Origin of the sequence: Pseudomonas sp. LS1212, from assembly GCF_024741815.1 — a bacterium.
GTDB lineage: Bacteria > Pseudomonadota > Gammaproteobacteria > Pseudomonadales > Pseudomonadaceae > Aquipseudomonas.
In genome coordinates this window covers 1,430,647-1,452,513 of the sequence record NZ_CP102951.1, presented here as the reverse complement: position 1 = coordinate 1,452,513, position 21,867 = coordinate 1,430,647, and the positions used below count along the sequence as shown (strand labels likewise).

Here is a 21,867-nt window from a genome sequence, read left to right as displayed (position 1 = left end):
GGATGTGTGCATAACTGCCATGACCCTGCCCATCCCGGAGCATACCCGGGATGGGCCGCTGCGCCGGAGGACGCCTCGATGAGAATGCTCTGTGCAGTGCTGCCCCTGCTGGCCCTGGCCGGCTGCTCATCCTTTCGCGCCGACCCCGAACGCGTGACCCCGGTACCGGCCGATCGCCTGCTGGCCTACCAACAACCCCTCGAAGGCGCCGGCCAGATCGTGGTCAACCGCGACATCGGCATGCTCGGCGGTGGCTGCTACGTGGCCATACTGATCGACCGTCAGGTGGCCGCACGTATCGGCATCGGTGAGGAGGCCCGTTTTCAGCTGCCCGCAGGCGCCCGAACCGTCGGCATTGGCGTCGATGAGCAAGACGACACCCTCTGCGGCAAGGGCCGTCTGCACCGTGAACTGGCGGTTGAGTTGAAGGCAGGTGAGCGCGAGCAGTTCCGGATTGTCAGCGAGTCCAAGGAGGGCTTTGCGATTCGACCCGCGACGAACTGATCAGCCACTGCGGCGCTGCGCGCCCACCCCGTGGCTTCGCCGCAAGGCCGCAGGCGGTGCGCCGAACTCATCGCCCACCAGGTGCACGACCCGAAGGGTTTCCGACAGGGCGTCCATCAGCCGCCGACAACCTCGATGTGCAAGACAACGGGAACGGGGTGTTGCAAGGCACAGCAGACCGGCGAACGGCGCTGGCTGTCCTCGACCAACGCCTGCAAGCGCTCCGGCGAAACGCCAGGCGCGCTGATCCGTACCTGCAGCTCCACACCCTGGGGTTCAGCCCCCACCGGCTGGCCATCGGTGCCGGGCACGCCCAACAGGCCGCACAAATCGGAACGGCTGCTGGCCTGCACTTCGAGGCTACCGAGTTCGATCCCTTCGAGGGCCGCGGCCATGGCGATCCCGGTCAGGGCGCAGGAGGCCAGGCCTGCACGCAACAACCAGCCGGGTGTAACCCGATCGTCGTTGCCGCCCAGTTGGGTCGGCATGTCGGTCAACACCTGCGTACCGTTGGCATGGCGAGCGGCGACCCGTGTACCGCCCTCCCAGCGCGCCATCACCGGTGTATCGTCATGCAGGCCGGCCTCGGGGTGCCGTCGTAATACCGTCTCCACACGCTGCAGTGCGGTGGCGATGTCCTGGGCTGCCATGGTTGCTCTCCACCTGGACCGTATCACAATGATATTGAGCGCCTTCGCAAACCTCGCCTAGAGGCGCGATCGAGCAAACCCGCCCGGTCGGATGAATGGCCAGCCTTATCGGACGCTCGGACAAGGATCGAACTGGACGCCGGAGGGGCTATATCGGCCAGATGTTCAAGACGCTCGGGCGGCACCTGCCGCCGCCGGCAGGCGCCCAACCGCCTCCGCTATGGGGCACCGAAGCGCATCTGCAGGCGCTGTTCGGCGAGCTACGCCTTGAATTAGCTGATATAAAATGTCTGCATCCCCTCCAGCCCTGTCGACTGAGCTGAATATGCTGACTCCCGCGGAACCTGACCTGGTAAGCCCCCAGAGTTCGCTCGACATTGCCGACACTCAGGACCGCTCAGCGCAGGAAGCCCTGCGTGAAAGCGAAAAACGGATGGCACTGGCCCTCTCCGGAAGCGCCACTGGTGTTTGGGACCGAAACGTTACAACGGGTGAAATCCACTATTCCTCCGGTTGGAAAGCGATACTGGGGTATGCCGAGCACGAGCTCAGCAACCGGATCGACGATAGCTACGAACGCCTGCATCCGGATGACCGGGCCTATGTAAAGTCAACGATCCAGGCGCACTTTGATCAGCAGACCGAAAGCTATGAGGTGGAACACCGGATTCGCTGCAAGGACGGCAGCTACAAATGGATCTGCAGCCGTGGCAAGGTGGTCAGCCGCGACAGCGAAGGCAGGCCGCTGCGCATGGTCGGCACAACCACCGATATTTCGGCCATGCGGGCAATGTCGGACAAGTTGCAGCACACGGTCGACCTGATGACCAGCCTGACCGATGAAGTGCCTGGCCTGGTGTTTCAATATCGGCTGATGCCAGACGCAACATCATTCTTTTCCTATGCCAGTGCAGGCATCCGCGATATCTACGAGCTCACCCCAGAGCAGGTCGCCACCCATACCGAAGCGATCAACGCGCTCATTCATCCAGAGGACCTCGCGGCTTACCGTTCGTCGTTCGACCTGTCCGCTGCGAACCTGACTCCCTGGCACTGCGAGTACCGCGTCCAGCTACCCCGGCAGGGCCTGCGCTGGCGTCAGGGTGACGCCAAGCCCCGCCAGCTGGAAGACGGCAGCACCCTCTGGCACGGCTTCATCACCGATGTGACCGAGCGCAAGCGCATCGAGGCTGAACTGCAGGAGTTCGCGACCGTCGACTATCTCACCCAATTGCCCAATCGCCGCCATTTCATGATGCAGATCGAAGCCGAACTGGCCCTGATCCAGCGCACCGGCGACCGCTGTGCCGCCGTGCTGATGTGCGACCTGGACCACTTCAAGACGATCAATGATCGCTGGGGACACGCCGTGGGTGATCAGGCGCTCAAGCATTTCGCGACCATTTTGAGTGATCAGCTGGGCGAGACCGACCTTGCCGGTCGGGTCGGTGGTGAAGAGTTTGCCGTGGTCCTCAGCGGTGCCGACATCGCCGAAGCCACGGCATTTGCCCGGCAGATGCAACAACGGATCGAGGAAACGCCCCTGCTCGCAGGCGATCAGCGCATTCCCCTGACCGTCAGCGTGGGCGTCGCGGCCATGCATGCCAACGATGACAGCGCCCATTCCTCGCTTTCACGCAGCGACCTGGCGCTTTATCGCGCCAAGAAAAATGGTCGCAACCGTATCGAGTGTCACTGAGCGGCGCTCGCCACCCGCGTCACGACTTCAAGGCGCCCGAGGTCTTGGCGATATGGGTCGCAATCAGATCCATCAAGGGTGGCGACAGACAATCATACGGCTCCAGGCCGAGTTCATTGAGCCGCGCGCGCACTTCGCCCATGATCGCCGGGTCGGTCCCCGATTCGATGATCGATGAAACGAACGCGGCAAATTGCGGGGCAGTCCAGCCTTTGTCCGGTGACAGTTCCGTGTGAATGAAGTCAAACCCGTACAGGGGGTGCGCGGCGTTCTCGATTCGCCCATACATGTGCGTGCCACACTGGGTACAGGCATACCGCTGGATCGTGGCCTTGGGGTCGACGATCGCGAGTTTCTCGGCATGCTCGGTGACCCTGAGCTTGTCCCGGGGCACCACCGCGACCATGGAGAACAAGGCGCCTTCGGGTTTCCAGCACTTGGTGCAGCCACAGGCATGGTTGAAGGCCGACTGCGCATCGACCTGGACGCGTACCGGATCCTGCGGGCATTTACAGACCAGGCTGCCGCCGGTGAAATTGTCCATGCCGGCCTCGATGCCCTTGTCGACAGACGGATGGATCGAAAATGAAGCGGTCATTTCCCACCTCCTGGTTGTTTTCATCTAATACTAGAGGGCATCGCAGGACCGACGCGTGCTACTGGTCTGGAAAGGAGAACGCGAAGTGAGCATCCAGTTGAACCACACGATCGTCTGGTGCCGGGACAAACAGACCTCGGCAACCTTCCTCACGCAAATCCTTGGCCTGCCCCCGGCGACGCCCTTCGGGCCGATGCTGGTCGTGCAGTTGGGCAACGACGTATCGATGGATTTCTACGACAACGACGAGTTTTCATCCCAGCACTATGCCTTTCTGGTGGGCAAGGATGAGTTCGACGCCGCGTTCGCGCGGGTACGCGAACGCGGCCTGCCCTACTGGGGCGACCCGGGCAAGCATCGCCCCGGCGAGATCTACCATCACAACGGCGACCGGGGCTTCTATTTCGATGACCCCGATGGTCATCTGCTGGAAGTCATCGTGCGCCCTGGCGCCTCAAGCTGAAGGCCTGGCCAGCGTCTGCGCATAGCGCAGCCGGTCGATATTGGCGCCGCTGAGCACCACCGCAACCCGGGCGCCTTGCTGGCGATCACGCTCCTGGATCAGCGCGGCCAGCCCGGCCGCTCCCGCACCTTCGGCGGTGTTGTGGGTGTCTTCGTGGAAAATGCACATGGCATCGGCGATCTCGTCATCGCTGACCCGCACCACCCGCGCAGCACCCTGGCGGATGATTTCGAAGGCATCGGCCGAAGGCAGGCGACAGGCAATGCCATCGGCGAAGGTATTGGCCGTTTCGGTGGTGACGATCCGCCCCTGTTCGAAACTTTGCGCATAGGCGTCCGCGGCCGTCGAAACCACGCCAACGATCTCGGTCTTGAGGCCCAGCAAATCGCGGACCTGGATCAACCCACAAATGCCTGACCCCATGCCGATCGGCACGTAGACGCAGCGCAGATCCTGCACCGCTTCGAGCAACTCGAGCGCGTAAGTGGCAACGCCGCGGATCAGGTCGGGATGAAAGGCCGGGACGCTTTCGTAGCCATGCAGTTGCGCCTGGCGGGCGGCTTCGTTGCGGGCTTCGTCGAAGTCCTGGCCATACTCGATCAGCTGGGCGCCCAAGGCGCGCATGGCGGCATTCTTTTCCCGGGAATTGCCTTGCGGTACCACGATGATGATCGGCAGCCCGACACTGCGCGCCGCCAGGGCCAGGCTCTGGCCATGATTGCCGCGCGTGGCGGTTACCAGCCCGCGTACGCCGGGCGAACGTTCGAGCAGCGCCTGGACGTAGAGCAGGCCGCCCCTGACTTTGAAAGCGCCGGTCGGCGCGTGGTTTTCATGTTTGACCCAGACCTCGCAACCCAGCCGCTCGGCCAGCCGTGGCCAGGCCAATTGCGGAGTCGGCGCAACGTGGCCACGAATATGCTGCGCCGCTTCGCGCAGGCCATTGAGATCGAACATGAGGCACCTGTCAGGTCGGGGGTTTGACCTGATCTTAGGAGCACTGCATTGTATGGGTAAAATCTTATATTGCATGGGCAGTAATAAATGTGGACTCCTCGATTGACCGACAGCCCCCTGCCCCGCTACCTGGCCCTGGTCGAAGCCATCACCCAGGCCATCGAGAACGGCGAGCTGAAGGTCGGTGAGCGCCTGCCGCCGCAACGGCGCCTGGCCTGGAACCTGGGCCTGAACCCGAGCACGACCATGCAGGCCTACCGCGAAGCGGCGCGACGGCACCTGGTAGCGGGCGAAGTCGGGCGCGGCACCTATGTGCTGGCCGGCAGCAAGGAAGCGACGCTGTTTCGCCTCAAGCATCCAGGCGAGCGGCCTGCCCTGATCGACCTGTCCACCAACGTACCGGTGACCGACGAACATGAAGAGGATGTCGAAACGGCCTTGCATGCATTGCTGCACAGCGGCCAGGCCCGGCACCTGCAACACTACCTCGGCGCAGAGGACCTGCAGCTCGGCCGTGTTCGCGGCGCTGCCTGGCTGCAGGCCCGAGGCCTGAACGTACCGGCGCAGAACATCCTGCTCTGTGCCGGGGCCCAGCAAGGGCTGTTCACGGCCCTGCTGTCGCTCTGCCAGCCGGGTGAGCCCGTGCTCGTGGAAGCCTTTACCGCGCCGGGCATCAAGGCCGCCTGCCGCCAATTGCGCCTGCCCTTGCATGGAGTGGCGCTGGACCGACATGGCATCGTGCCGGACGATCTCGACCGCATGGCGCGAGCGACCGGGGCGAAAATCATCGTGCTCACCCCGACCCTGCAAAACCCCACGGCGGCGACCATGACTGTCCAGCGGCAACTGGAGATTGCCGAGGTGGTCAGGCAGCATGACCTGCTGGTGATTGAAGACGACGTGTACGGTGGCCTTGCTCGCATACCACCGCTGTCCAAAGTGCTCGGCCGTCATGGGCTGCTGGTGACCAGCCTGTCGAAAACCGTCGCCCCTGGCCTGCGTCTCGGCTGGATCGTTGCAGACCCGGAGGTACTCGAGCGCATCGACCCGCACGCTCAAGCCACGCATTGGGCGATATCGCCGTTGAGCCTGAGCATTGCCTGCCAATGGATAGAGGACGGCACCGCGCAACGCCGGTTGGCCTGGCAAACCGAGGAAGTCACCCAACGCTGGCGCCTGGCCAGGAAAATTCTCGGGCCTGCCCTGTTCGAGACCGACATCCCTTCGCCGCATATCTGGGTGATGGCCGGGCAGTCATCCACGGCATTGGCACAGGCCTGCCGCGCCGCCGAGGTCGACGTCGTGCCGGCCGAGGTTTTCGCCGTGAAGCAGAGTGATACCCAGGCGATTCGAATCAGCCTGTCGGCGGCCAGGAACCGGGCCGAGCTCAAGCTGGCGCTGGAAAGGGTTGCCGCGGCGGTGATCTCGAGCGCCCCGCCGCGGTCACTGTAGCCGCTGCCGCTAGGCTGCGCTCGCACGCGAAGCGGGCGCAGGTTCTCAAGATCGCCGGGGAGCCCCTGCGGGACTCCAGCGCAGCCTGCGGCAGCGGCTACGCCGACGGTGGAACGCCAAACCGATGTTGCACACCGCCCAGGCCCTTCTACGCTGGGTGTGTGAAAACCCACCCACATTCGAAAGGTTGCCCATGACAGATCGCATCGAAAAAGAAGTTCGCCTCAAGGCACCACCGGCCGAAGTCTGGAAAGCGCTGGCCAATGCCGAAACCTTCGGTCAATGGTTTGGCGTGGCACTCCAGGGCCAGCAGTTCAAGGTCGGCTCCCCCACGCGAGGGCATATCACCTATCCCGGCTACGAACACCTGAAGTTCGACGTACAGGTCGAGCGTATCGAGCAGGAGCACTTGTTGGCCTTTCGCTGGCACCCCTACGCCGTCGACCCCGCGGTGGATTATTCGCAGGAGCCCACCACCCATGTAGTTTTCCAACTGCAGGAACTGGCCGATGGCACGCTACTACGCGTTGTCGAGTCGGGCTTCGAGAAAATTCCCGCTGCACGTCGCGACGAAGCGTTCAAGATGAACAGCAACGGGTGGAATGAACAAATGAAAAACATCCAGAAGTATCTGAAGGGCTGAATCTCGTCGCGCGGGCTTGCGGCGCAATGCATCAGAATTTCGAGCAACCGTTACCCATTACGCGATATTCGAGGGTGTGGCGTTGCCCTTGATGATCTTCGTAAGTCATTTGCGCCGGCACCACTTCGCAGACGTCCGGGATCGACGAGATGCTCACCACTTTGGCAATATCCAGGTCCGTCGAATAGGTGTATTTTTCCGCCGGGGCCTGGCTGGCGGTCTGGACGTCTCCGGCCGCCGCAAGTGTCGAGAAGCCGACCAGGGCCAGGGTTAACAGGGTTTTCATGATCAATGGCCTTTAAAGCAATCGCATTGAAAGATTGACTTCATTTGCCGAGCTGGCGGGAAGAAGTTGTTACGCAAATACAGCGTCAGGCGTAACACGAAGTACCTTATCCCTGCTTGTTCAATGTTCGGGACAGGCACAGGTTACAACTTCAGGTTGATTATTAAAGCCTGAACGCCGACATTCACTCTTACCCAATCCGTAACAGTTACCACAGGATTCACTCCGGTGCCCGACCTGCACTACAGCCTGCTACCCGACCTTTCACGGCCATTGCTCGACAAGTTCTACCGAGCCCATCGATCGCCCATGCGCAGCGCTTGCGATGCTCAGTTGTGGGTGGCAAGGGCTGCCGAAATCGTTGCCGCCCTGTGCCTGCGGCCCGTGAGCGAAGGCTTCTGGTTGACCGGCCTGCTGGTGGATCCCGCATGGCGCGGGCAAGGCGTGGCCCGTGCCATGATCGAGCAGGTACAGGGGCAGTGCGAGGCGTCGATCTGGCTGTTCTGCCATCCCGAACTTTTTGATTTCTATCACCGCCTGGGCTTTGTCGAAGCCGGCGACCTGCCAGGCTCGCTTTGCGAGCGGCTCGTGCGCTACCAACGGAGCAAGCCACTGATAGCGCTGCAGTGGCAGCGCGCGCCTTGATCTTCGGTTACGACGCGCTCAGAAGTGCTCGGCATCCAGGGAGTGGTCGCGACCCAGCCCCGACACATGCTTTTTCTCATGTTCGTGGCCTGTCCCGTCAAAATCCTTCTCGCCCGGATCCTTGCCTTCGGCCGACATGTGCTCGATCACCGCGTTCATCTCCGCGCCAAGCAACAGCACGGCCGCGGAAATGTAGAAATACAGCAGCAGGACAATGATCGCCCCGATGCTGCCATACATGGCGTTGTAGTCGGCGAAGGTCTTGACGTAATAACCAAAACCCAGCGAGGCGATGATCCAGACCAGTACCGCCAGTACCGAACCCGGGGTGATGAAGCGAAACTCTTGCTTCACGTCCGGCATCACGTAGTAGATCAAGGCCACCGAAACCATCAGCAGGATGATGATCGAGGGCCAGCGCAGCACGGTCCAGAGGGTGACGATGAACTCTTCCATGCCAATCTGCCCGGCCAGCCAGCCCATGACCTGCGGCCCGATCACCATCAGTGCGGCAGCGGCGAGCAGCATGCCGGCGATACCGACCGTGTAGATAATCGACAGCGGAAACCGCTTCCATACCGGTCGCCCTTCCACCACGTCGTAGGCGGCGTTCATCGCGCTCATCATCAAGCGCACGCCAGCCGAAGCGGTCCACAAGGCAATGACGATACCGACCGAGAGCAGCCCACCCTTGGACTGCTGCAACTGGTCAATGACCGGATTGACCTGTTCCAGCGCCTGGGGCGGCAACACCAACTCCGATTGCAGGCGCAACCAGGAAAAGAAATCGGGCAGGTGCAGGAAACCGATCAGGGCGATCAGGAACAACAGGAAGGGAAACAGCGAAAACAGCATCTGATAGGCCAGCGCCGAGGCGTAGGTCGACATTTCATCAGCCGCGAATTCATGAACCGTACGCACCAGTACCCGGTGCAGCGGTAATCCGCGCAAATCCGGAAAAAACATAGCGTCTCCTTTCGCCGCTCTATGTTCATCTATCTGCCGTATATCGAAGGCAGTGGCCGGTTTTTATTACATCAAATTACCTTAATTGACGACCAACCAGCAGTGTTTCAATGTGTGAGTTTCAATTGATTTTTCTGTGGGCCTTGGCGAGCGCTGGCGCGCTCGATCGCGGGCGGGCCCGCTCCCACACCCTCTGTGAGAGCGGGCTTGCCAGCGATGAGGCCCTGACAGACTGCCCCACACTCAAGTTTTAACTTTATGTTTGCGGGCGTTCCCACCAGAATGCACAGCATCTTTGACGCTGTGCTGAAGATTCACACCTGTAGGAACCTTATGAAACTCGACAAACCCCTGGCCATTGCGCGCCGCAACAAAGAACTCGGCGGCGCGGTGCTGGGCGTCAACAATTGCCACTTCACCCTGCTCGATGGCAAGCGCAACATCTGGTGGTTCGATATCCCGGTCGCGCGCCTGCAGATCGGCCAGTACGAATGGGTGCACTTGCTGCTGCACAACCCGCAGACCGATCTGCTCCTGCACTTGAAGGTGCCGACGGTCTATATGCGGGAAAAACTCGAGGGGCTGGTCGTGCGCAACCCCGGCAAACGCAAGTCCACGGTCAGCCTGGAACTCAGCGCCGACAAGGACTCGTTCCTCAAGGACGTACGACCTGCCGGCACTGGCGTGGGCTTTGCCCAGTTTCTGCAGCCCTGAGCCTCAGCCCCGGGCAACTCAGCTCAGTTCAATGCGGTCGGCGTGAATCACGATCTTGCCTTCCTTGTAGAGTGCGCCGATCGCTTTCTTGAAGTTGCCCTTGCTGACACCGAACAAACCGCTGATCACTTGTGGATCGCTCTTGTCGCTGACCGGCAGCACACCCTTGTTCTCGCGCAACTTGTCGAGAATCTTGGTGTGCAGGCTGATGCTGGCATCCTGGCCAACCGGCTGCAGGCTCAAGGCGATCTTGCCGTCGGCACGCAGTTCTTTGATATAGCCTTTCTCTTGCTTGCCCGAACGCAGGAACTTGAACACTTCGTTCTTGTGGATAAGGCCCCAGTGCTTGTTGTTGATGATCGCCTTGAAACCCATGTCGGTTTCTTCGACCACCAGCAGATCGACTTCCTGGCCGACCTTATAGTTGGCCGGTACCTTGTCCAGGTAGCGGTCCAGGCGCGCGGTGGCGGTGATGCGACGGGTGCGCTTGTCCAGGTAGGCATGCACGACGCAGTACTCACCGGCGCTCATCTGGCGCTTTTCTTCGGAGTACGGCAACAGCAGGTCCTTGGGCAGGCCCCAGTCGAGAAACACGCCGATGCTGTTGACTTCGACGACTTTCAAACTGGCAAACTCGCCGACTTGAAGTTTTGTTTTTTCAGTCGTGGCGATTAATTTATCTTCGCTGTCCAAATAAACAAAAACATTCAACCAGTCTTCATCTTCACTGGGAATATCTTTAGGAATATACCGATTGGGCAGCAGGATTTCACCGTCCGCGCCACCGTCGAGGTATAAACCGAAATCTGTATGTTTGACCACTTGCAAGCTGTTGTAGCGACCGATTAAAGCCATTTCCGAAAATCCTCATTGCGTGGGCAGCATTCTACCCGAGATTGCTCGTTTTGCCTTGCAAGCCTTGCTCAGGGCCCGATTTTCGCGGGCTGCGACCCTGGGTCGCGACAGTCCGAGGCCCGCGCAGCCGACCGGCAGCGGACAACGGGGAACTTCCCAGTAAAAACAGCGAGTTAGGGGTTTATTTTAAGCTTCAACTTTTACCCCGGGTCGCTATTTATCCGCTTATTTCCCAGCCGATAGTTGGCTAACAAAAAGGTTGAATATTCGTGTACAATGGCTGGCCATATTGATGTCAAGACAGGTTAATGGCAGCCATGCGCGTAAAAGCATCGAACAGCAAAGTGAAGCCAGCCCCCGCCGTTGAAACCAGCGAATCGATCAACGATCAGATCGCCGCGTTTCTGAAATCCGGTGGTGAAATCCAGCAAATCGCCAAAGGCGTCAGCGGCCAGACCTTCACGCCGTCCAAGCACATCAGCCTGGGCAAGAAGTAATACCCGGCACCAAAGAAACACCTGAGGCCCGTGGGCGCCCTGACACTCGATCAGCCAAAGCCCACCGCCTCCTCCCTCGCATTACCCTCGTGTGATACCTGATCCTCACTCAACGCCTCTCGCAACGCTTCGTACAGCCGTCTGATTGCTCGGCTTAGTGGAACTGCACCCGCCACCGTTGTTCTATAAAGACAAGCATGCCCTCGCAAGGATTCGACCATGTATCGCTGCCTGCGTGTATCCGTACGTGCGTTGTCGTTGCCGATTCTCTGCACCCTGCTGCTTGCCTGTTCCAGCGTCGATCTGGCCTATCGCAACCTCGACCTGCTCATTCCCTGGTCATTGAATGACTACCTGAGCATGAATGCCCAGCAGAAAACCTGGCTCGATGAGCGCCTCAAGGTTCACCTGCGCTGGCACTGCAGCACTCAGTTGCCCGTCTATCGGAGCTGGCTCGATCGGGTCGACCGGATGGTGGCCAGCAATCAGGTCAACGATCAACAGCTGCAAGCACGCGCCAAAGAGGCGAAACAGGCCATTGCTGACGTTGCCAAGGCCGTCACCCCTTCGGCGGTCGAGTTGCTGCGCGGGTTTGACGACGAACAAATCAGGGAATTGCGTCAGACCTTTGCCGAGGATGTGCGTAAACGCCATGAGAAATACGTCAACACGCCGCTTGAGCGGCAAATCGGCAATCGCGCCCAGCGCATGGAAAAGCGCCTGACGGCCTGGCTGGGCGACCTGACCCCCGCCCAACGGGTACGGGTGCAGGCGTGGGCGCAATCGCTGGGTGAACAGAACCGTCAGTGGATCGACAACCGCGCACGTTGGCAGGCACAACTGATCGCGGCCATGCAGCAACGCGAGCGTCCGGAATTTGCGCAGCAAGTCGAACGCCTGCTCAAGGATCGCGACAGCGTATGGACACTCCAGTATCGCCAGACCCAAAAACAGAATGAACAGGCCGTGCGCAGCCTGCTGGTCGACGTGATGAAAGACAGCACCCCGGCACAGCGCCAGCGCTTGCGGCACAAAATCGCCGACGTGCGCCAGGATTTGCACAACCTTGAATGCCTGAAAACAGCCGCTTCATCCTGACGCGCCGGATCACCTCACTCGTTGCGCCCCTTGCGCCGGTACGGGAACACATCGATGACCTTGCCATCACGGATCGCGCCCTGCAGGCCCTTCCAGTAATCGGCATCATAGAGTTCGCCATGCAATTGGCTGAACAGCCGCCGCTGGCCGGCATCGGCGAACAGAAAGGGCGGAAACTCCTCCGGAAACACATCCAGCGGCCCGATCGAATACCAGGGCTCGGAAGCCATTTCGTCTTCCGGGTACCGTGGCGGCGGGATATAGCGGAAGTTCGCTTCGGTCAGGAAGCAGATCTCGTCGTAGTCATAAAACACCACCCGGCCGTGACGGGTGACCCCGAAATTCTTCAGCAGCATGTCACCGGGAAAGATATTCGCCGCCGCCAGTTGCTTGATCGCCAGGCCATAGTCATCCAGTGCCTCGCGTACTTGCGCCTCGTTGGCGTTCTCCAGGTACAGGTTCAACGGGGTCATGCGCCGCTCGGTCCAGCAGTGGCGGATCAGCACGGTATCGCCCTCGACTTCCACCGTCCCGGCCGCAACCTCCAGCAATTCGGCCAGGCAGTCGGGGTCGAACTTGCTCAGTGGAAAGCGGAAGTCGGAAAACTCCTGGGTATCAGCCATGCGCCCGACCCGGTCGACGCTCTTTACCAGGCGGTACTTCTCGATCACCGTGGCCCGGTCGACGTTCTTGGACGGCGAGAAGCGGTCCTTGATGATCTTGAACACGGTATTGAAGCCCGGCAGGGTGAACACACTCATGACCATGCCGCGCACACCCGGGGCCATGATGAAGCGGTCGTCGGTATTGGCCAGATGGTTGATCAGCGCCCGGTAGAACTCGGACTTGCCATGCTTGTAGAAACCGATCGAGGTGTACAGCTCGGCGATATGCTTGCCCGGCAGGATGCCCTTGAGAAAGCCGATGAACTCGGCTGGCACTGGCACATCGACCATGAAGTAGGAACGGGTGAAGGAGAAGATGATCGACACTTCGGCTTCATCGGTGATCAGCGCATCGATCTGGATGCCGTGCCCTTCGCGGTGCAGCAGCGGGATAACCAGCGGCCACTGTTCATCGGGCGTGAAAATGCGCCCTACCAGGTACGCGCCCTTGTTGCGGTACAGCACCGAGGAGAACAATTCGACGCTCAGTGAGGGGTCCTTGCAGACCCAATCGGGCAGGCTTTCGCGCAATTGGCCTTGCAGACGCCCCAGGTCGCCCGCCAGATCAGCGTAGGGCACATCGAACGAGTACTCGGCGAAGATCTGCGCGAGCATGCTCGACAGCGCCCCTTCGGGCCGATACGTGCGCGTTTGCGCCACCCGCTCATGCACGCGCATCGATGGCCGGGTGGTGTGAATGAACATGCAACCGTCGCTGATCAGGTCATGGCTGAACAGCCCACAGAAAATCGAGTTGTACCAGGTTTCGGCCAACTCATCGTCAAGGCGCAGGTCGATCAGGCTGATGTAGGCGCTCTTGACCAGCGGCCAGAGTCCGACATCCAGCAGCCCCTCCGCCTCGAACCCCTTGCGCAGCCAACCGGTGACCTCGCTGACCTTTTCTTCATACAGGTTGATCCGCGCAGCGGAGGCCGTCTGGGTGCCCTGCCATTGCGCCTGTTCGAACCGTGCACGCGCCCCATCGGTGATCTGGCGAAAATGCTCGCGGTAATTGTCGAAGCCATCGAGGATCCTTCGAGCGATATCGGCGGCCGGCCATTGCTGGGGCATAAAACGTCCTCTGCGGGAATTCGAAAGCCTGAGCTTATCCATCGACCGGGCTTTGGAAAAGCGCAATCTGTGGCTGGGTGGTCACGTTTGCGGGGGGTTCTATGTTGGCTGTCAGGGCCTCATCGCTGGCAAGCCAGCTCCCACAAAGGTTCAGCGCCCAGAATGCCATTTGCGTGAACACAGCTGTACCTTGTGGGAGCTGGCTTGCCAGCGATGGGGCCCGCCCAGGCACCACAAGCCCAATTCGACCGCAATATCCCGATTGCGCCGCCCTCAGCGCTCAGTAACACTCCCGCCCCTGCCAAAAGGATCTGGAGATCACCGTGAGCCCCACTGCCGCTATCCACCTGCTGTTGCTCGCCGCCATCTGGGGCGCGAGCTTTTTGTTCATGCGCATCATCGCGCCAGTGATCGGTGCGATGCCTACGGCTTTTTTCCGTGTGTCGATTGCCGCCGCCGGCCTGCTGGTGATTCTGGCGCTGATGCGCATCGACTGGAATTTCCGAGGCAAACTCAAGGTCTGCCTGGTGCTGGGCATGATCAACTCCGGCATCCCCGCAGCCATGTATTCGCTGGCCGCCCAGGTACTGCCCGCCGGTTACTCGGCGATTTTCAATGCCACCACCCCGTTGATGGGTGTATTGATCGGCGGCCTGTTCTTTCGCGAGCCAATGACCTTGAGCAAACTGACCGGCATCTTCCTCGGGCTGTTCGGTGTCGGTGTGTTGAGCGGCGCCGGTCCCGTGGAATTCGATCTGGCCCTGCTGCAAGGCGCCCTTTCATGCCTGGCCGCGACCACCTGTTACGGTTTCGCAGGGTTCCTGGCGCGGCGCTGGCTCGACCAGCGCGGCGGGCTGGACAGCCGCTTGGCGGCATTGGGCAGCATGCTCGGCGCCACGCTGCTGTTGCTGCCGCTGTTCGGCTACAGCGCGCTGACCCAGCCACCGGCCAGTTGGGGTGGCTGGAGTGTCTGGTTGTCGCTGCTGGGCTTGGGGCTCGTGTGCACGGCGCTCGCCTACATCCTGTATTTCCGCCTGCTCAGCGAGATCGGCCCGGTCAAATCCATGACCGTGACCTTCCTGATCCCCCCCTTCGGCGTGCTCTGGGGTTACTGGCTGCTCGATGAACCCTTGTCGATGGCGCATCTCTACGGCGGCCTGCTGATTGCCGTGGCGCTGTGGTTTGTGCTCAAGCCGGCAAAAGATCAACCGAACAACCACTGGCCCAGCAACACCAGCACGAACACCGCCAGTACCGGCCGCAGCACGCGATAAAGTTTGGGATAGCGACGCTTCATCTGCTTGACCCAGCCACTGATGCCATTGCTGAAGCGCTTGCTGCAGGCATAGGCCTGGTTGATCCCGCCCACGCGTTCGTCGTCGAGATTCTGCGGCGCGGTGGCACGCCCGAGGAAAGCACTGACGCCACGGTTGATTCGGCTTATCAGCCCATTGTTCAAGGGGCGTTCGATATCGCAGAAGAGGATCACCCGGGTCTGCCCGGTTTCGTTTTTCACCCAGTGCACGTAGGTTTCGTCGAACATGACGTCTTCACCGTCACGCCAGGCATACACCTGGCCGTCGACGTAGATCCGGCAATCATCGGAGTTCGGCGTCGACAGCCCCAGGTGGTAGCGCACGGAGCCGGCAAAGGGATCGCGGTGCGGGTTCAGATGGCACGCCGGAAAACAGATACATCAACGCGTTGTACGGGGCGAACAACGCCGAGTGGTTGACGAACTGGCGCAGCAACGGCAAGCGGGCCTTGCCGCGTAGATGGACATACAGCGTACTACCCAGAAACAGCGACAAGACCACGGCCTTGGCGGCAAAGGATAGGGTCATGCATCACTCCTTGTGTCAGCAATCGGGTAACCAGAAACTGTCATCAATCAGAGCGTGGCGGATACAACTATCCCGGCGACCACCCTGCACACTCTGGCCGTCGGTTGTATGCGATTGTCATGATAGTCCGAACCCTGGCCGGCAATAACCGGCCAGGATGACAATCTGTCTTGAGGATCCGGTAATAAAACCGCTGCAGGCTACTGCTGGTTTTCCTGGTCAGTGAACAGGTCGCTGAAGAGCATGCTCGACAAGTACCGCTCACCGGAGTCCGGCAGAATGACCACGATGGTCTTGCCTTGCATTTCCGGTTTCTCGGCCAACCGGATGGCCGCTGCCATCGCCGCGCCCGAGGAAATCCCGCACAGGATCCCCTCTTCCTGCATCAGGCGCAGGGCCATGGCCTTGGATTCTTCGTCGCTGACCAGCTCCACCTGATCGACGATCGACAAGTCGAGGTTTTTCGGCACAAAACCGGCGCCGATGCCCTGGATCTTGTGCGGGCTGGGTTTGATCTCCTCGTTGGCCCGGGCCTGGGTGATCACCGGGGAAACCAGGGGCTCCACCGCCACCGACAGGATCGGCTTGCCCTGGGTGTTCTTGATGTAGCGCGATATCCCGGTAATGGTGCCGCCGGTACCCACGCCCGAGACCAGTACATCGACAGCGCCGTCGGTGTCGTTCCAGATTTCCGGGCCTGTGGTTTTCTCGTGGATGGCCGGGTTGGCCGGGTTGTTGAATTGTTGCGGCAAGAAGTAATTGGCCGGATCGCTGGCGAGGATTTCAGCGGCCTTGTCGATGGCGCCTTTCATGCCCTTGGCAGGATCGGTGAGTACCAGTTCGGCACCGAGGGCCTTGAGCACCTTGCGGCGCTCGATGCTCATGGACGCCGGCATGGTCAGTTGCAATTTGTAACCCCGCGCCGCCGCGACAAACGCCAGGCCGATGCCGGTGTTGCCGGAGGTCGGCTCGATAATGGTCATGCCCGGCTTGAGCTTGCCGCTGCTTTCAGCGTCCCGGATCATGCTTGCCCCGATCCGGCACTTGACCGAATAGGCCGGGTTACGACCCTCGATCTTGGCCAGCACGGTCACGCCTCGGGGGGCGATACGGTTGATCTGGACCAGCGGCGTGTTGCCGATGGATTGCGCGTTGTCAGCAAAAATACGACTCATGGCGGGGTCCTTTTGACACCAGGCGAAAACTTCAAGGGTATGCCTCGGCCTCCGGTGCGTCCACCCCCGCCGAACCGATGCCGCCAGCGGCAGTCAATGACTATATAGACCGCCATGGATCCTCGACCATGAAACGCCGTTATGTTGGCCGCTCTGCGCAAGAATCAGTTCGCCACCCGAGTTGAACTCAGGGGCAACGTGCACCAAAGTGATATCAGTGGGCTGCAGGCCTTCTTCCAGATTCTGCGAAATGGCTTCATTCAAGCCTTCAACGCACGCTATGAGCAACCACCACCAAAGGCTGACTGAGTCACGAGGTGACGCCCCATTCAGAGACTGAATGGGGCGTCTGCGTTCACAGTCGACCAGAGCCCGCGTTATAGTCGTGCACAATTTTAAATTCCGCCGGCAGCAAACCGCCTGGCGACACGTTCGAGGATTGGCAGATGAAGTTCGAAGGCACCAGCGCATACGTCGCTACAAACGACCTCAAGCTCGCGGTCAACGCAGCGATCACCCTGGAGCGGCCCTTGCTGGTCAAAGGCGAGCCCGGCACCGGCAAGACCATGCTGGCCGAGCAACTGGCCGAGTCTTTCGGCGTCAAGCTGATCACCTGGCACATCAAGTCCACCACCAAGGCCCACCAGGGCCTCTACGAGTACGACGCGGTCAGCCGTCTGCGCGACTCGCAGCTGGGCGTGGACAAAGTGCACGATGTGCGCAACTACCTGAAAAAGGGCAAGCTGTGGGAAGCGTTCGAGGCTGAAGAACGGGTCATCCTGCTGATCGACGAAATCGACAAGGCCGACATCGAGTTCCCCAACGACCTGTTGCAGGAGCTGGACAAGATGGAGTTCTACGTTTACGAGACCAATGAGACGATCAAGGCCAGGCAGCGCCCGATCATCATCATCACCTCCAATAACGAGAAAGAGCTGCCGGACGCCTTCCTGCGTCGTTGCTTCTTCCATTACATCGCCTTCCCGGACCGCACCACGATGCAACAGATCGTCGATGTGCACTACCCGGACATCAAGAATGAGCTGGTCAGCGAAGCCCTTGATGTGTTCTTCGACGTACGCAAGGTGCCTGGCCTGAAGAAAAAGCCTTCGACCTCCGAGCTGGTCGACTGGCTCAAGCTGCTGATGGCCGACAACATCGGCGAAGCGGTATTGCGCGAACGCGATCCGACCAAGGCCATTCCGCCGCTGGCCGGCGCCCTGGTCAAGAACGAGCAGGACGTGCAATTGCTCGAGCGCCTGGCGTTCATGAGCCGTCGCGGCAATCGCTGATCATTCCACCTGGATCAAAGGGCGACAGCCATGCTGCTCAACCTGTTCAATGAAATGCGCGCAGCCAGGGTGCCGGTCTCGGTACGCGAGCTGCTCGACCTTATCAACGCGCTCAAGCAGCGCGTGACCTTCGCCGACATGGACGAGTTCTACTACTTGTCCCGGGCCATCCTGGTGAAGGACGAACGTCACTTCGACAAGTTCGACCGGGCGTTCGCGGCCTATTTCAACGGGCTTGAAAAGCTCGACGACCACTTGCAGGCGCTGATCCCCGAGGACTGGCTGCGCAAGGAGTTCGAGCGCTCGCTCAGCGATGAAGAGCGCGCGCAGATCCAGTCCCTCGGCGGCCTGGACAAACTGATCGAAGAGTTCAAGAAGCGCCTGGAAGAACAGAAGGAACGCCATGCCGGCGGCAACAAGTGGATCGGCACCGGTGGCACCAGCCCGTTCGGCTCCGGCGGTTTCAACCCCGAGGGCATTCGCGTGGGCGATGCCGGCAAGCGCCAGGGCAAGGCCGTCAAGGTCTGGGACCAGCGCGAGTACAAGAACCTCGACGACCAGGTCGAGCTGGGCACGCGCAACATCAAGGTCGCCTTGCGCCGCCTGCGCAAGTTCGCGCGCCAGGGCGCGGCCGAAGAGCTGGATATCGACGGCACCATCGACCATACCGCCCGCGATGCCGGCCTGTTGAACATCCAGATGCGTCCGGAGCGGCGCAACACCGTCAAGCTACTGTTGCTGTTCGATATCGGCGGCTCGATGGATGCCCACGTGAAGATCTGCGAAGAACTGTTCTCGGCTTGCAAGACCGAATTCAAGCACCTGGAGTACTACTACTTCCACAACTTCGTGTATGAGTCGGTGTGGAAGAACAACCTGCGCCGCACCTCCGAACGCACGGCGACCCATGACCTGCTGCACAAGTACGGCGCCGACTACAAGGTGATCTTCGTCGGCGACGCCGCCATGGCGCCCTACGAAATCACCCAGGCCGGCGGCAGCGTCGAGCACTGGAACGAAGAGCCGGGTTATGTGTGGATGCAGCGCTTCAGGGAGAAATTCAAAAAGCTCATCTGGATCAACCCGTACCCCAAGGACACCTGGAACTACACCGCCTCGACCAACATCGTGCGTGACTTGATCGAGGACCAGATGTATCCGCTGACCTTGCGTGGGTTGGAGGAAGGGATGCGGTTTTTGTCGAAGTAACTCGCGGTGGCTACGGCGATCGACTGTAGCCGCTGCCGTCAGGCTGCGCTGGGGCCGCCAGGCCCCCGGCGATTTCGAGATCCTGCGCGCCCTGACGGGCGCGAGCGCAGCCTTCGGCAGCGGCTACGGTTTGCGAGGCGTCAGCGGTAACGTTGCATGAACGTCTGCTGCTGCTCATGCGCCGTCTCCTGCACCACCGGGTTCAACCTGACCACCGCCCCCGGCAAACACTGCGCCAGCCGCGCCAACGCCAATGGCGTCAACGCCCCCAACCGCGGATAGCCGCCAATGGTCTGCCGATCGTTGAGCAGCACAATGGGCTGCCCATCCGGCGGAACCTGGATCGCGCCCAAGGGGATGCCTTCGGAGATCATCGGCTTGCCCAGGTACTTCAACTCGGGCCCCAGCAGGCGAATGCCCATGCGATCGGCGCGGGTGTCGAGGGTCCACTTGGCGTTGAACGCATCGAACAGGCTTTGCCCGCCGAAATCACCGATCTGCGCACCCAGCACCACGTCCAGCGGCTGGCTGGCCGCCAAGTCCGGAATCAAAACGTGCGGCAAGACCCGAACGCTCGGCGCCTGCCCTGAATAACTCAATGACTGCCCCTTGGCCAAGGCCTTGCCGAAGCCATCGAGCCCGCCCAGTTCTTCACGCACCACACTGGCACAACTGCCCAGCACCTGCGGCGCGTCGAAACCGCCGGGGGCCGCCAGGTAGGCGCGTGCGCCCAACACCGGCTGAGTGAACTGCAGGCGTTGCCCCCGGCCCATGGCAAAGCTGCGCCACGGCGCCAGCGGCTGGCCATCGAGCGTTGCCCCCAGATCGGCGCCGGCCAGGGCCAATACGCAATCCTGTTGGGCCACCAGCATCAGGCCACCCAGGGTCACTTCCACGACTGCGGCATCCAGGGCATTGCCCAGCAGCCAGTTGGCCCAGGACATCGATACCCAATCCAGCGCGCCGCCCTGGGTCACGCCCAGGTGGCGCACGCCGAAACGCCCGGCATCCTGCAGCAGGCACAGGGGCGTGCTGGCTTCAATCGAAAGCTGGCTCATGCCTGGCCCTCCAAGGGCGTATCGTCGCCGCCCAGGCTGATGAATTCGTTATGGCTGATGGGCACGAAGCGCACCCGATCACCCGGTTGCAGCAGGCTGTAACCTTCACGCTGGCGATCGAAGAGTTTGTCTGGCGTGCGCCCGATCAGGTTCCAGCCACCGGGCGATACGGCCGGGTAGGCAGCGGTCTGGCGCTCGGCGATGCCCACGCTGCCAACGGCGACGCGCTTGCGCGGGGTAGCCAACCGAGGCGCTGCGAGCTGTTCGTCGACCAGGCCCATGAAGGCAAAGCCCGGCGCGAAACCCAGCGCGAACACCTGATACTCGCGCCCACAGTGCCGACGGACCACCTGCTCGATCGATTCGCCGCTGCGCTGCGCCAACAGCGCCAGTTCCGGGCCGACGCTCAGGTCGTACCACACCGCAATATCGTGGCATCGCCCGGCGCTGCCGGTATCGGGCTGCAAGTCGGTCAGCGCCTCGGCGATACATTCACGGGCGGCACGTGGCGAAAAACGGGCCAGGTCGTAATGCACCATCAGCGTCGTGTAGGACGGCACCAGATCGACCAGCCCCTCGCCGAACCCGGTGCGCAGCCGTTGGCCGGCAGCGAGCATCCAGGGCATGTTGGCTTCGTCGATGGCATCGAACAGGCGCACCATCAGGCAATCGATGGCTACCACCTCTATCCGCACCTTCATGACGCGGACTGCCGTTGGAGGGTTTCACGAATGCGCTGCACCGCAGCGACCGAGCTGGCGTTGTCGCCATGCACGCACAGGGTATCGGCCGCCAGCAGCAACTCACTGCCATCGCTGGCCGTCAGGGCCTTGCCGGCAGCCAGGCGCAGCGCCTGCTCGACGATGACTTCCAGGGCGTGGTGCACGGCCCCCGGCAGCTGCCGCGAAACCAAGCGCCCGGCCGCGTCGTAGGCCCGGTCGGCAAAGGCCTCGAACCACAGCGTCAGGCCGTATTCATCGCCCAGGGCCTTTGCTGCGCTGTTGTCGCGGGTGGCCATGAGCATCAATGGCAATTGCCGATCGTAGGCAGCCACCGCCTTGATCACGGCGCGTAGCTTCTCGGCATCGGCCATCATGTCGTTGTACAGCGCACCATGGGGTTTGACGTAACGCACCCGTCCACCCTGGGCCCGGCAGATGCCGTCGAGCGCACCGATCTGGTAGTGCAGCAGGTCTTCGATTTCCTGCGTGGTGCAGGCCATCGAGCGGCGCCCGAAACCGACCAGGTCCGGGTAGGCAGGATGCGCACCGATCATCACATCGTGCGCCAATGCCAGGCTGACGGTTTTGCGCATGATGCCCGGGTCACCGGCGTGGAAACCGCAGGCAATGTTGGCGCAGTCGATAAAGGGCATGACCTGGGCATCCAGGCCCATGGTCCAACTGCCGAAACTTTCACCCATGTCGCAATTCAATAACAGGCGGCTCACGATCACTGCTCCTGAGTGCAGGCTGAGGGACTTGCCACCCATCATAACGGCTGGGCCGGCTGTAACACTATGCCGGCAA

24 protein-coding genes and 3 pseudogenes are annotated in these 21,867 nt (G+C 61.2%); 14 read left to right on the top strand and 13 right to left on the bottom strand.

The window, feature by feature from the left end:
• The first annotated feature begins 78 nt into the window (after positions 1-78).
• Positions 79-504, top strand: coding sequence for a 3-isopropylmalate dehydratase (locus NVV94_RS06800; RefSeq protein WP_258446456.1), 426 nt, complete (start codon positions 79-81; stop codon positions 502-504).
• A gap of 116 nt (positions 505-620) precedes the next feature.
• Here the strand turns inward: NVV94_RS06800 and NVV94_RS06795 are convergent, their stop codons facing one another.
• Positions 621-1,154 (bottom strand): OsmC family protein, encoded by a 534-nt coding sequence (locus NVV94_RS06795; protein ID WP_258446455.1) that lies wholly within the window; start codon positions 1,152-1,154, stop codon positions 621-623.
• 127 nt (positions 1,155-1,281) lie between these two features.
• Here NVV94_RS06795 and NVV94_RS06790 point away from each other — a divergent pair.
• A pseudogene (locus NVV94_RS06790) lies at positions 1,282-1,414 on the top strand (SAM-dependent methyltransferase); the annotation flags it as partial.
• 65 nt (positions 1,415-1,479) lie between these two features.
• Complete coding sequence (locus NVV94_RS06785; RefSeq protein WP_258446454.1) at positions 1,480-2,853, top strand: sensor domain-containing diguanylate cyclase; 1,374 nt, start codon at positions 1,480-1,482, stop codon at positions 2,851-2,853.
• 19 nt (positions 2,854-2,872) lie between these two features.
• Here the strand turns inward: NVV94_RS06785 and gfa are convergent, their stop codons facing one another.
• Entirely contained in the window at positions 2,873-3,451 is a 579-nt protein-coding gene (gene gfa / locus NVV94_RS06780) for an S-(hydroxymethyl)glutathione synthase (protein WP_258446453.1), read from the bottom strand.
• 85 nt (positions 3,452-3,536) lie between these two features.
• Here gfa and NVV94_RS06775 point away from each other — a divergent pair, with 85 nt between their 5' ends.
• Positions 3,537-3,914 carry a VOC family protein gene (locus tag NVV94_RS06775; RefSeq protein WP_258446452.1) on the top strand — a complete coding sequence of 126 codons (378 nt, stop codon included), beginning with the start codon at positions 3,537-3,539 and terminating at the stop codon, positions 3,912-3,914.
• Here NVV94_RS06775 and NVV94_RS06770 read toward each other — a convergent pair.
• On the bottom strand, positions 3,906-4,868 hold the full coding sequence (locus tag NVV94_RS06770) for a threonine dehydratase (protein WP_258446451.1): 963 nt from the start codon (positions 4,866-4,868) through the stop codon (positions 3,906-3,908). The genes NVV94_RS06775 and NVV94_RS06770 overlap by 9 nt on opposite strands.
• 87 nt (positions 4,869-4,955) lie before the next feature.
• Between NVV94_RS06770 and NVV94_RS06765 the strand changes: the two genes are divergently transcribed.
• The gene (locus NVV94_RS06765; protein ID WP_258446450.1) at positions 4,956-6,320 is read left to right on the top strand and encodes a PLP-dependent aminotransferase family protein; all 1,365 of its coding nucleotides are present in this window, start codon (positions 4,956-4,958) and stop codon (positions 6,318-6,320) included.
• Positions 6,321-6,513: 193 nt separating this feature from the next.
• Complete coding sequence (locus NVV94_RS06760) at positions 6,514-6,963, top strand: SRPBCC family protein (protein ID WP_408733452.1); 450 nt, start codon at positions 6,514-6,516, stop codon at positions 6,961-6,963.
• 31 nt (positions 6,964-6,994) lie between these two features.
• Here NVV94_RS06760 and NVV94_RS06755 read toward each other — a convergent pair whose 3' ends face one another.
• Positions 6,995-7,249, bottom strand: coding sequence for a DUF2790 domain-containing protein (locus tag NVV94_RS06755; protein ID WP_258446449.1), 255 nt, complete (start codon positions 7,247-7,249; stop codon positions 6,995-6,997).
• Between the two features lie 228 nt (positions 7,250-7,477).
• Between NVV94_RS06755 and NVV94_RS06750 the strand changes: the two genes are divergently transcribed.
• Positions 7,478-7,894, top strand: coding sequence for a GNAT family N-acetyltransferase (locus NVV94_RS06750; RefSeq protein WP_258446448.1), 417 nt, complete (start codon positions 7,478-7,480; stop codon positions 7,892-7,894).
• 18 nt (positions 7,895-7,912) lie between these two features.
• Here NVV94_RS06750 and NVV94_RS06745 read toward each other — a convergent pair whose 3' ends face one another.
• On the bottom strand, positions 7,913-8,860 hold the full coding sequence (locus tag NVV94_RS06745) for a YihY/virulence factor BrkB family protein (protein WP_258446447.1): 948 nt from the start codon (positions 8,858-8,860) through the stop codon (positions 7,913-7,915).
• A 333-nt stretch (positions 8,861-9,193) separates the two neighbouring features.
• On the opposite strand from NVV94_RS06745, the gene NVV94_RS06740 reads away from it, so the two are divergent.
• Positions 9,194-9,574 (top strand): hypothetical protein, encoded by a 381-nt coding sequence (locus tag NVV94_RS06740; protein WP_258446446.1) that lies wholly within the window; start codon positions 9,194-9,196, stop codon positions 9,572-9,574.
• A gap of 18 nt (positions 9,575-9,592) precedes the next feature.
• On the opposite strand, the gene NVV94_RS06735 is transcribed toward NVV94_RS06740, so the two are convergent.
• Positions 9,593-10,429, bottom strand: a complete 837-nt coding sequence (locus tag NVV94_RS06735) for a S1 RNA-binding domain-containing protein (RefSeq protein ID WP_258446445.1) — start codon at positions 10,427-10,429, stop codon at positions 9,593-9,595.
• 308 nt (positions 10,430-10,737) lie between these two features.
• On the opposite strand from NVV94_RS06735, the gene NVV94_RS06730 reads away from it, so the two are divergent.
• On the top strand, positions 10,738-10,926 hold the full coding sequence (locus tag NVV94_RS06730) for a hypothetical protein (protein WP_258446444.1): 189 nt from the start codon (positions 10,738-10,740) through the stop codon (positions 10,924-10,926).
• Positions 10,927-11,145: 219 nt separating this feature from the next.
• Entirely contained in the window at positions 11,146-12,024 is an 879-nt protein-coding gene (locus NVV94_RS06725) for a DUF6279 family lipoprotein (RefSeq protein ID WP_258446443.1), read from the top strand.
• 14 nt (positions 12,025-12,038) lie between these two features.
• Here the strand turns inward: NVV94_RS06725 and aceK are convergent, their stop codons facing one another.
• Positions 12,039-13,760 carry a bifunctional isocitrate dehydrogenase kinase/phosphatase gene (aceK, locus tag NVV94_RS06720; protein WP_258446442.1) on the bottom strand — a complete coding sequence of 574 codons (1,722 nt, stop codon included), beginning with the start codon at positions 13,758-13,760 and terminating at the stop codon, positions 12,039-12,041.
• A gap of 323 nt (positions 13,761-14,083) precedes the next feature.
• Between aceK and NVV94_RS06715 the strand changes: the two genes are divergently transcribed.
• On the top strand, positions 14,084-15,034 hold the full coding sequence (locus NVV94_RS06715; RefSeq protein WP_258446441.1) for a DMT family transporter: 951 nt from the start codon (positions 14,084-14,086) through the stop codon (positions 15,032-15,034).
• On the opposite strand, the pseudogene NVV94_RS06710 reads toward NVV94_RS06715, so the two are convergent.
• Both NVV94_RS06710 and cysK read right to left on the bottom strand, forming a co-directional pair.
• Positions 14,965-15,604, bottom strand: a pseudogene (locus tag NVV94_RS06710) (aspartyl/asparaginyl beta-hydroxylase domain-containing protein). The gene NVV94_RS06715 and the pseudogene NVV94_RS06710 overlap by 70 nt on opposite strands.
• Positions 15,605-15,804: 200 nt before the next feature.
• A complete protein-coding gene (gene cysK / locus NVV94_RS06705; protein WP_258446440.1) occupies positions 15,805-16,779 on the bottom strand; it encodes a cysteine synthase A in 975 nt (324 codons plus the stop codon).
• 159 nt (positions 16,780-16,938) lie between these two features.
• Between cysK and NVV94_RS06700 the strand changes: the two are divergent.
• The 3 genes and pseudogenes from NVV94_RS06700 to NVV94_RS06690 form a co-directional block, all read left to right on the top strand.
• Positions 16,939-17,088 (top strand): annotated as a pseudogene (locus tag NVV94_RS06700) (hypothetical protein); the annotation flags it as partial.
• Between the two features lie 137 nt (positions 17,089-17,225).
• Positions 17,226-18,071: a MoxR family ATPase gene (locus NVV94_RS06695; protein WP_258446439.1), complete on the top strand. Its 846-nt coding sequence runs from the start codon at positions 17,226-17,228 to the stop codon at positions 18,069-18,071.
• Positions 18,072-18,101: 30 nt separating this feature from the next.
• The gene (locus NVV94_RS06690) at positions 18,102-19,280 is read left to right on the top strand and encodes a VWA domain-containing protein (RefSeq protein WP_258446438.1); all 1,179 of its coding nucleotides are present in this window, start codon (positions 18,102-18,104) and stop codon (positions 19,278-19,280) included.
• A 10-nt stretch (positions 19,281-19,290) separates the two neighbouring features.
• Here the strand turns inward: NVV94_RS06690 and NVV94_RS06685 are convergent, their stop codons facing one another.
• Genes NVV94_RS06685 through NVV94_RS06670 form a run of 4 tightly spaced genes read right to left on the bottom strand, consistent with a single transcriptional unit; the run spans position 19,291 to position 21,788 of the window.
• Positions 19,291-19,458, bottom strand: coding sequence for a hypothetical protein (locus NVV94_RS06685; protein ID WP_258446437.1), 168 nt, complete (start codon positions 19,456-19,458; stop codon positions 19,291-19,293).
• The gene (locus NVV94_RS06680) at positions 19,421-20,338 is read right to left on the bottom strand and encodes a biotin-dependent carboxyltransferase family protein (protein WP_258446436.1); all 918 of its coding nucleotides are present in this window, start codon (positions 20,336-20,338) and stop codon (positions 19,421-19,423) included. The genes NVV94_RS06685 and NVV94_RS06680 overlap by 38 nt, the downstream gene beginning before the upstream one ends.
• On the bottom strand, positions 20,335-21,039 hold the full coding sequence (gene pxpB / locus NVV94_RS06675) for a 5-oxoprolinase subunit PxpB (protein ID WP_258446435.1): 705 nt from the start codon (positions 21,037-21,039) through the stop codon (positions 20,335-20,337). The genes NVV94_RS06680 and pxpB overlap by 4 nt, the downstream gene beginning before the upstream one ends.
• Entirely contained in the window at positions 21,036-21,788 is a 753-nt protein-coding gene (locus NVV94_RS06670) for a 5-oxoprolinase subunit PxpA (protein ID WP_258446434.1), read from the bottom strand. The genes pxpB and NVV94_RS06670 overlap by 4 nt, the downstream gene beginning before the upstream one ends.
• Positions 21,789-21,867 lie beyond the last annotated feature (79 nt).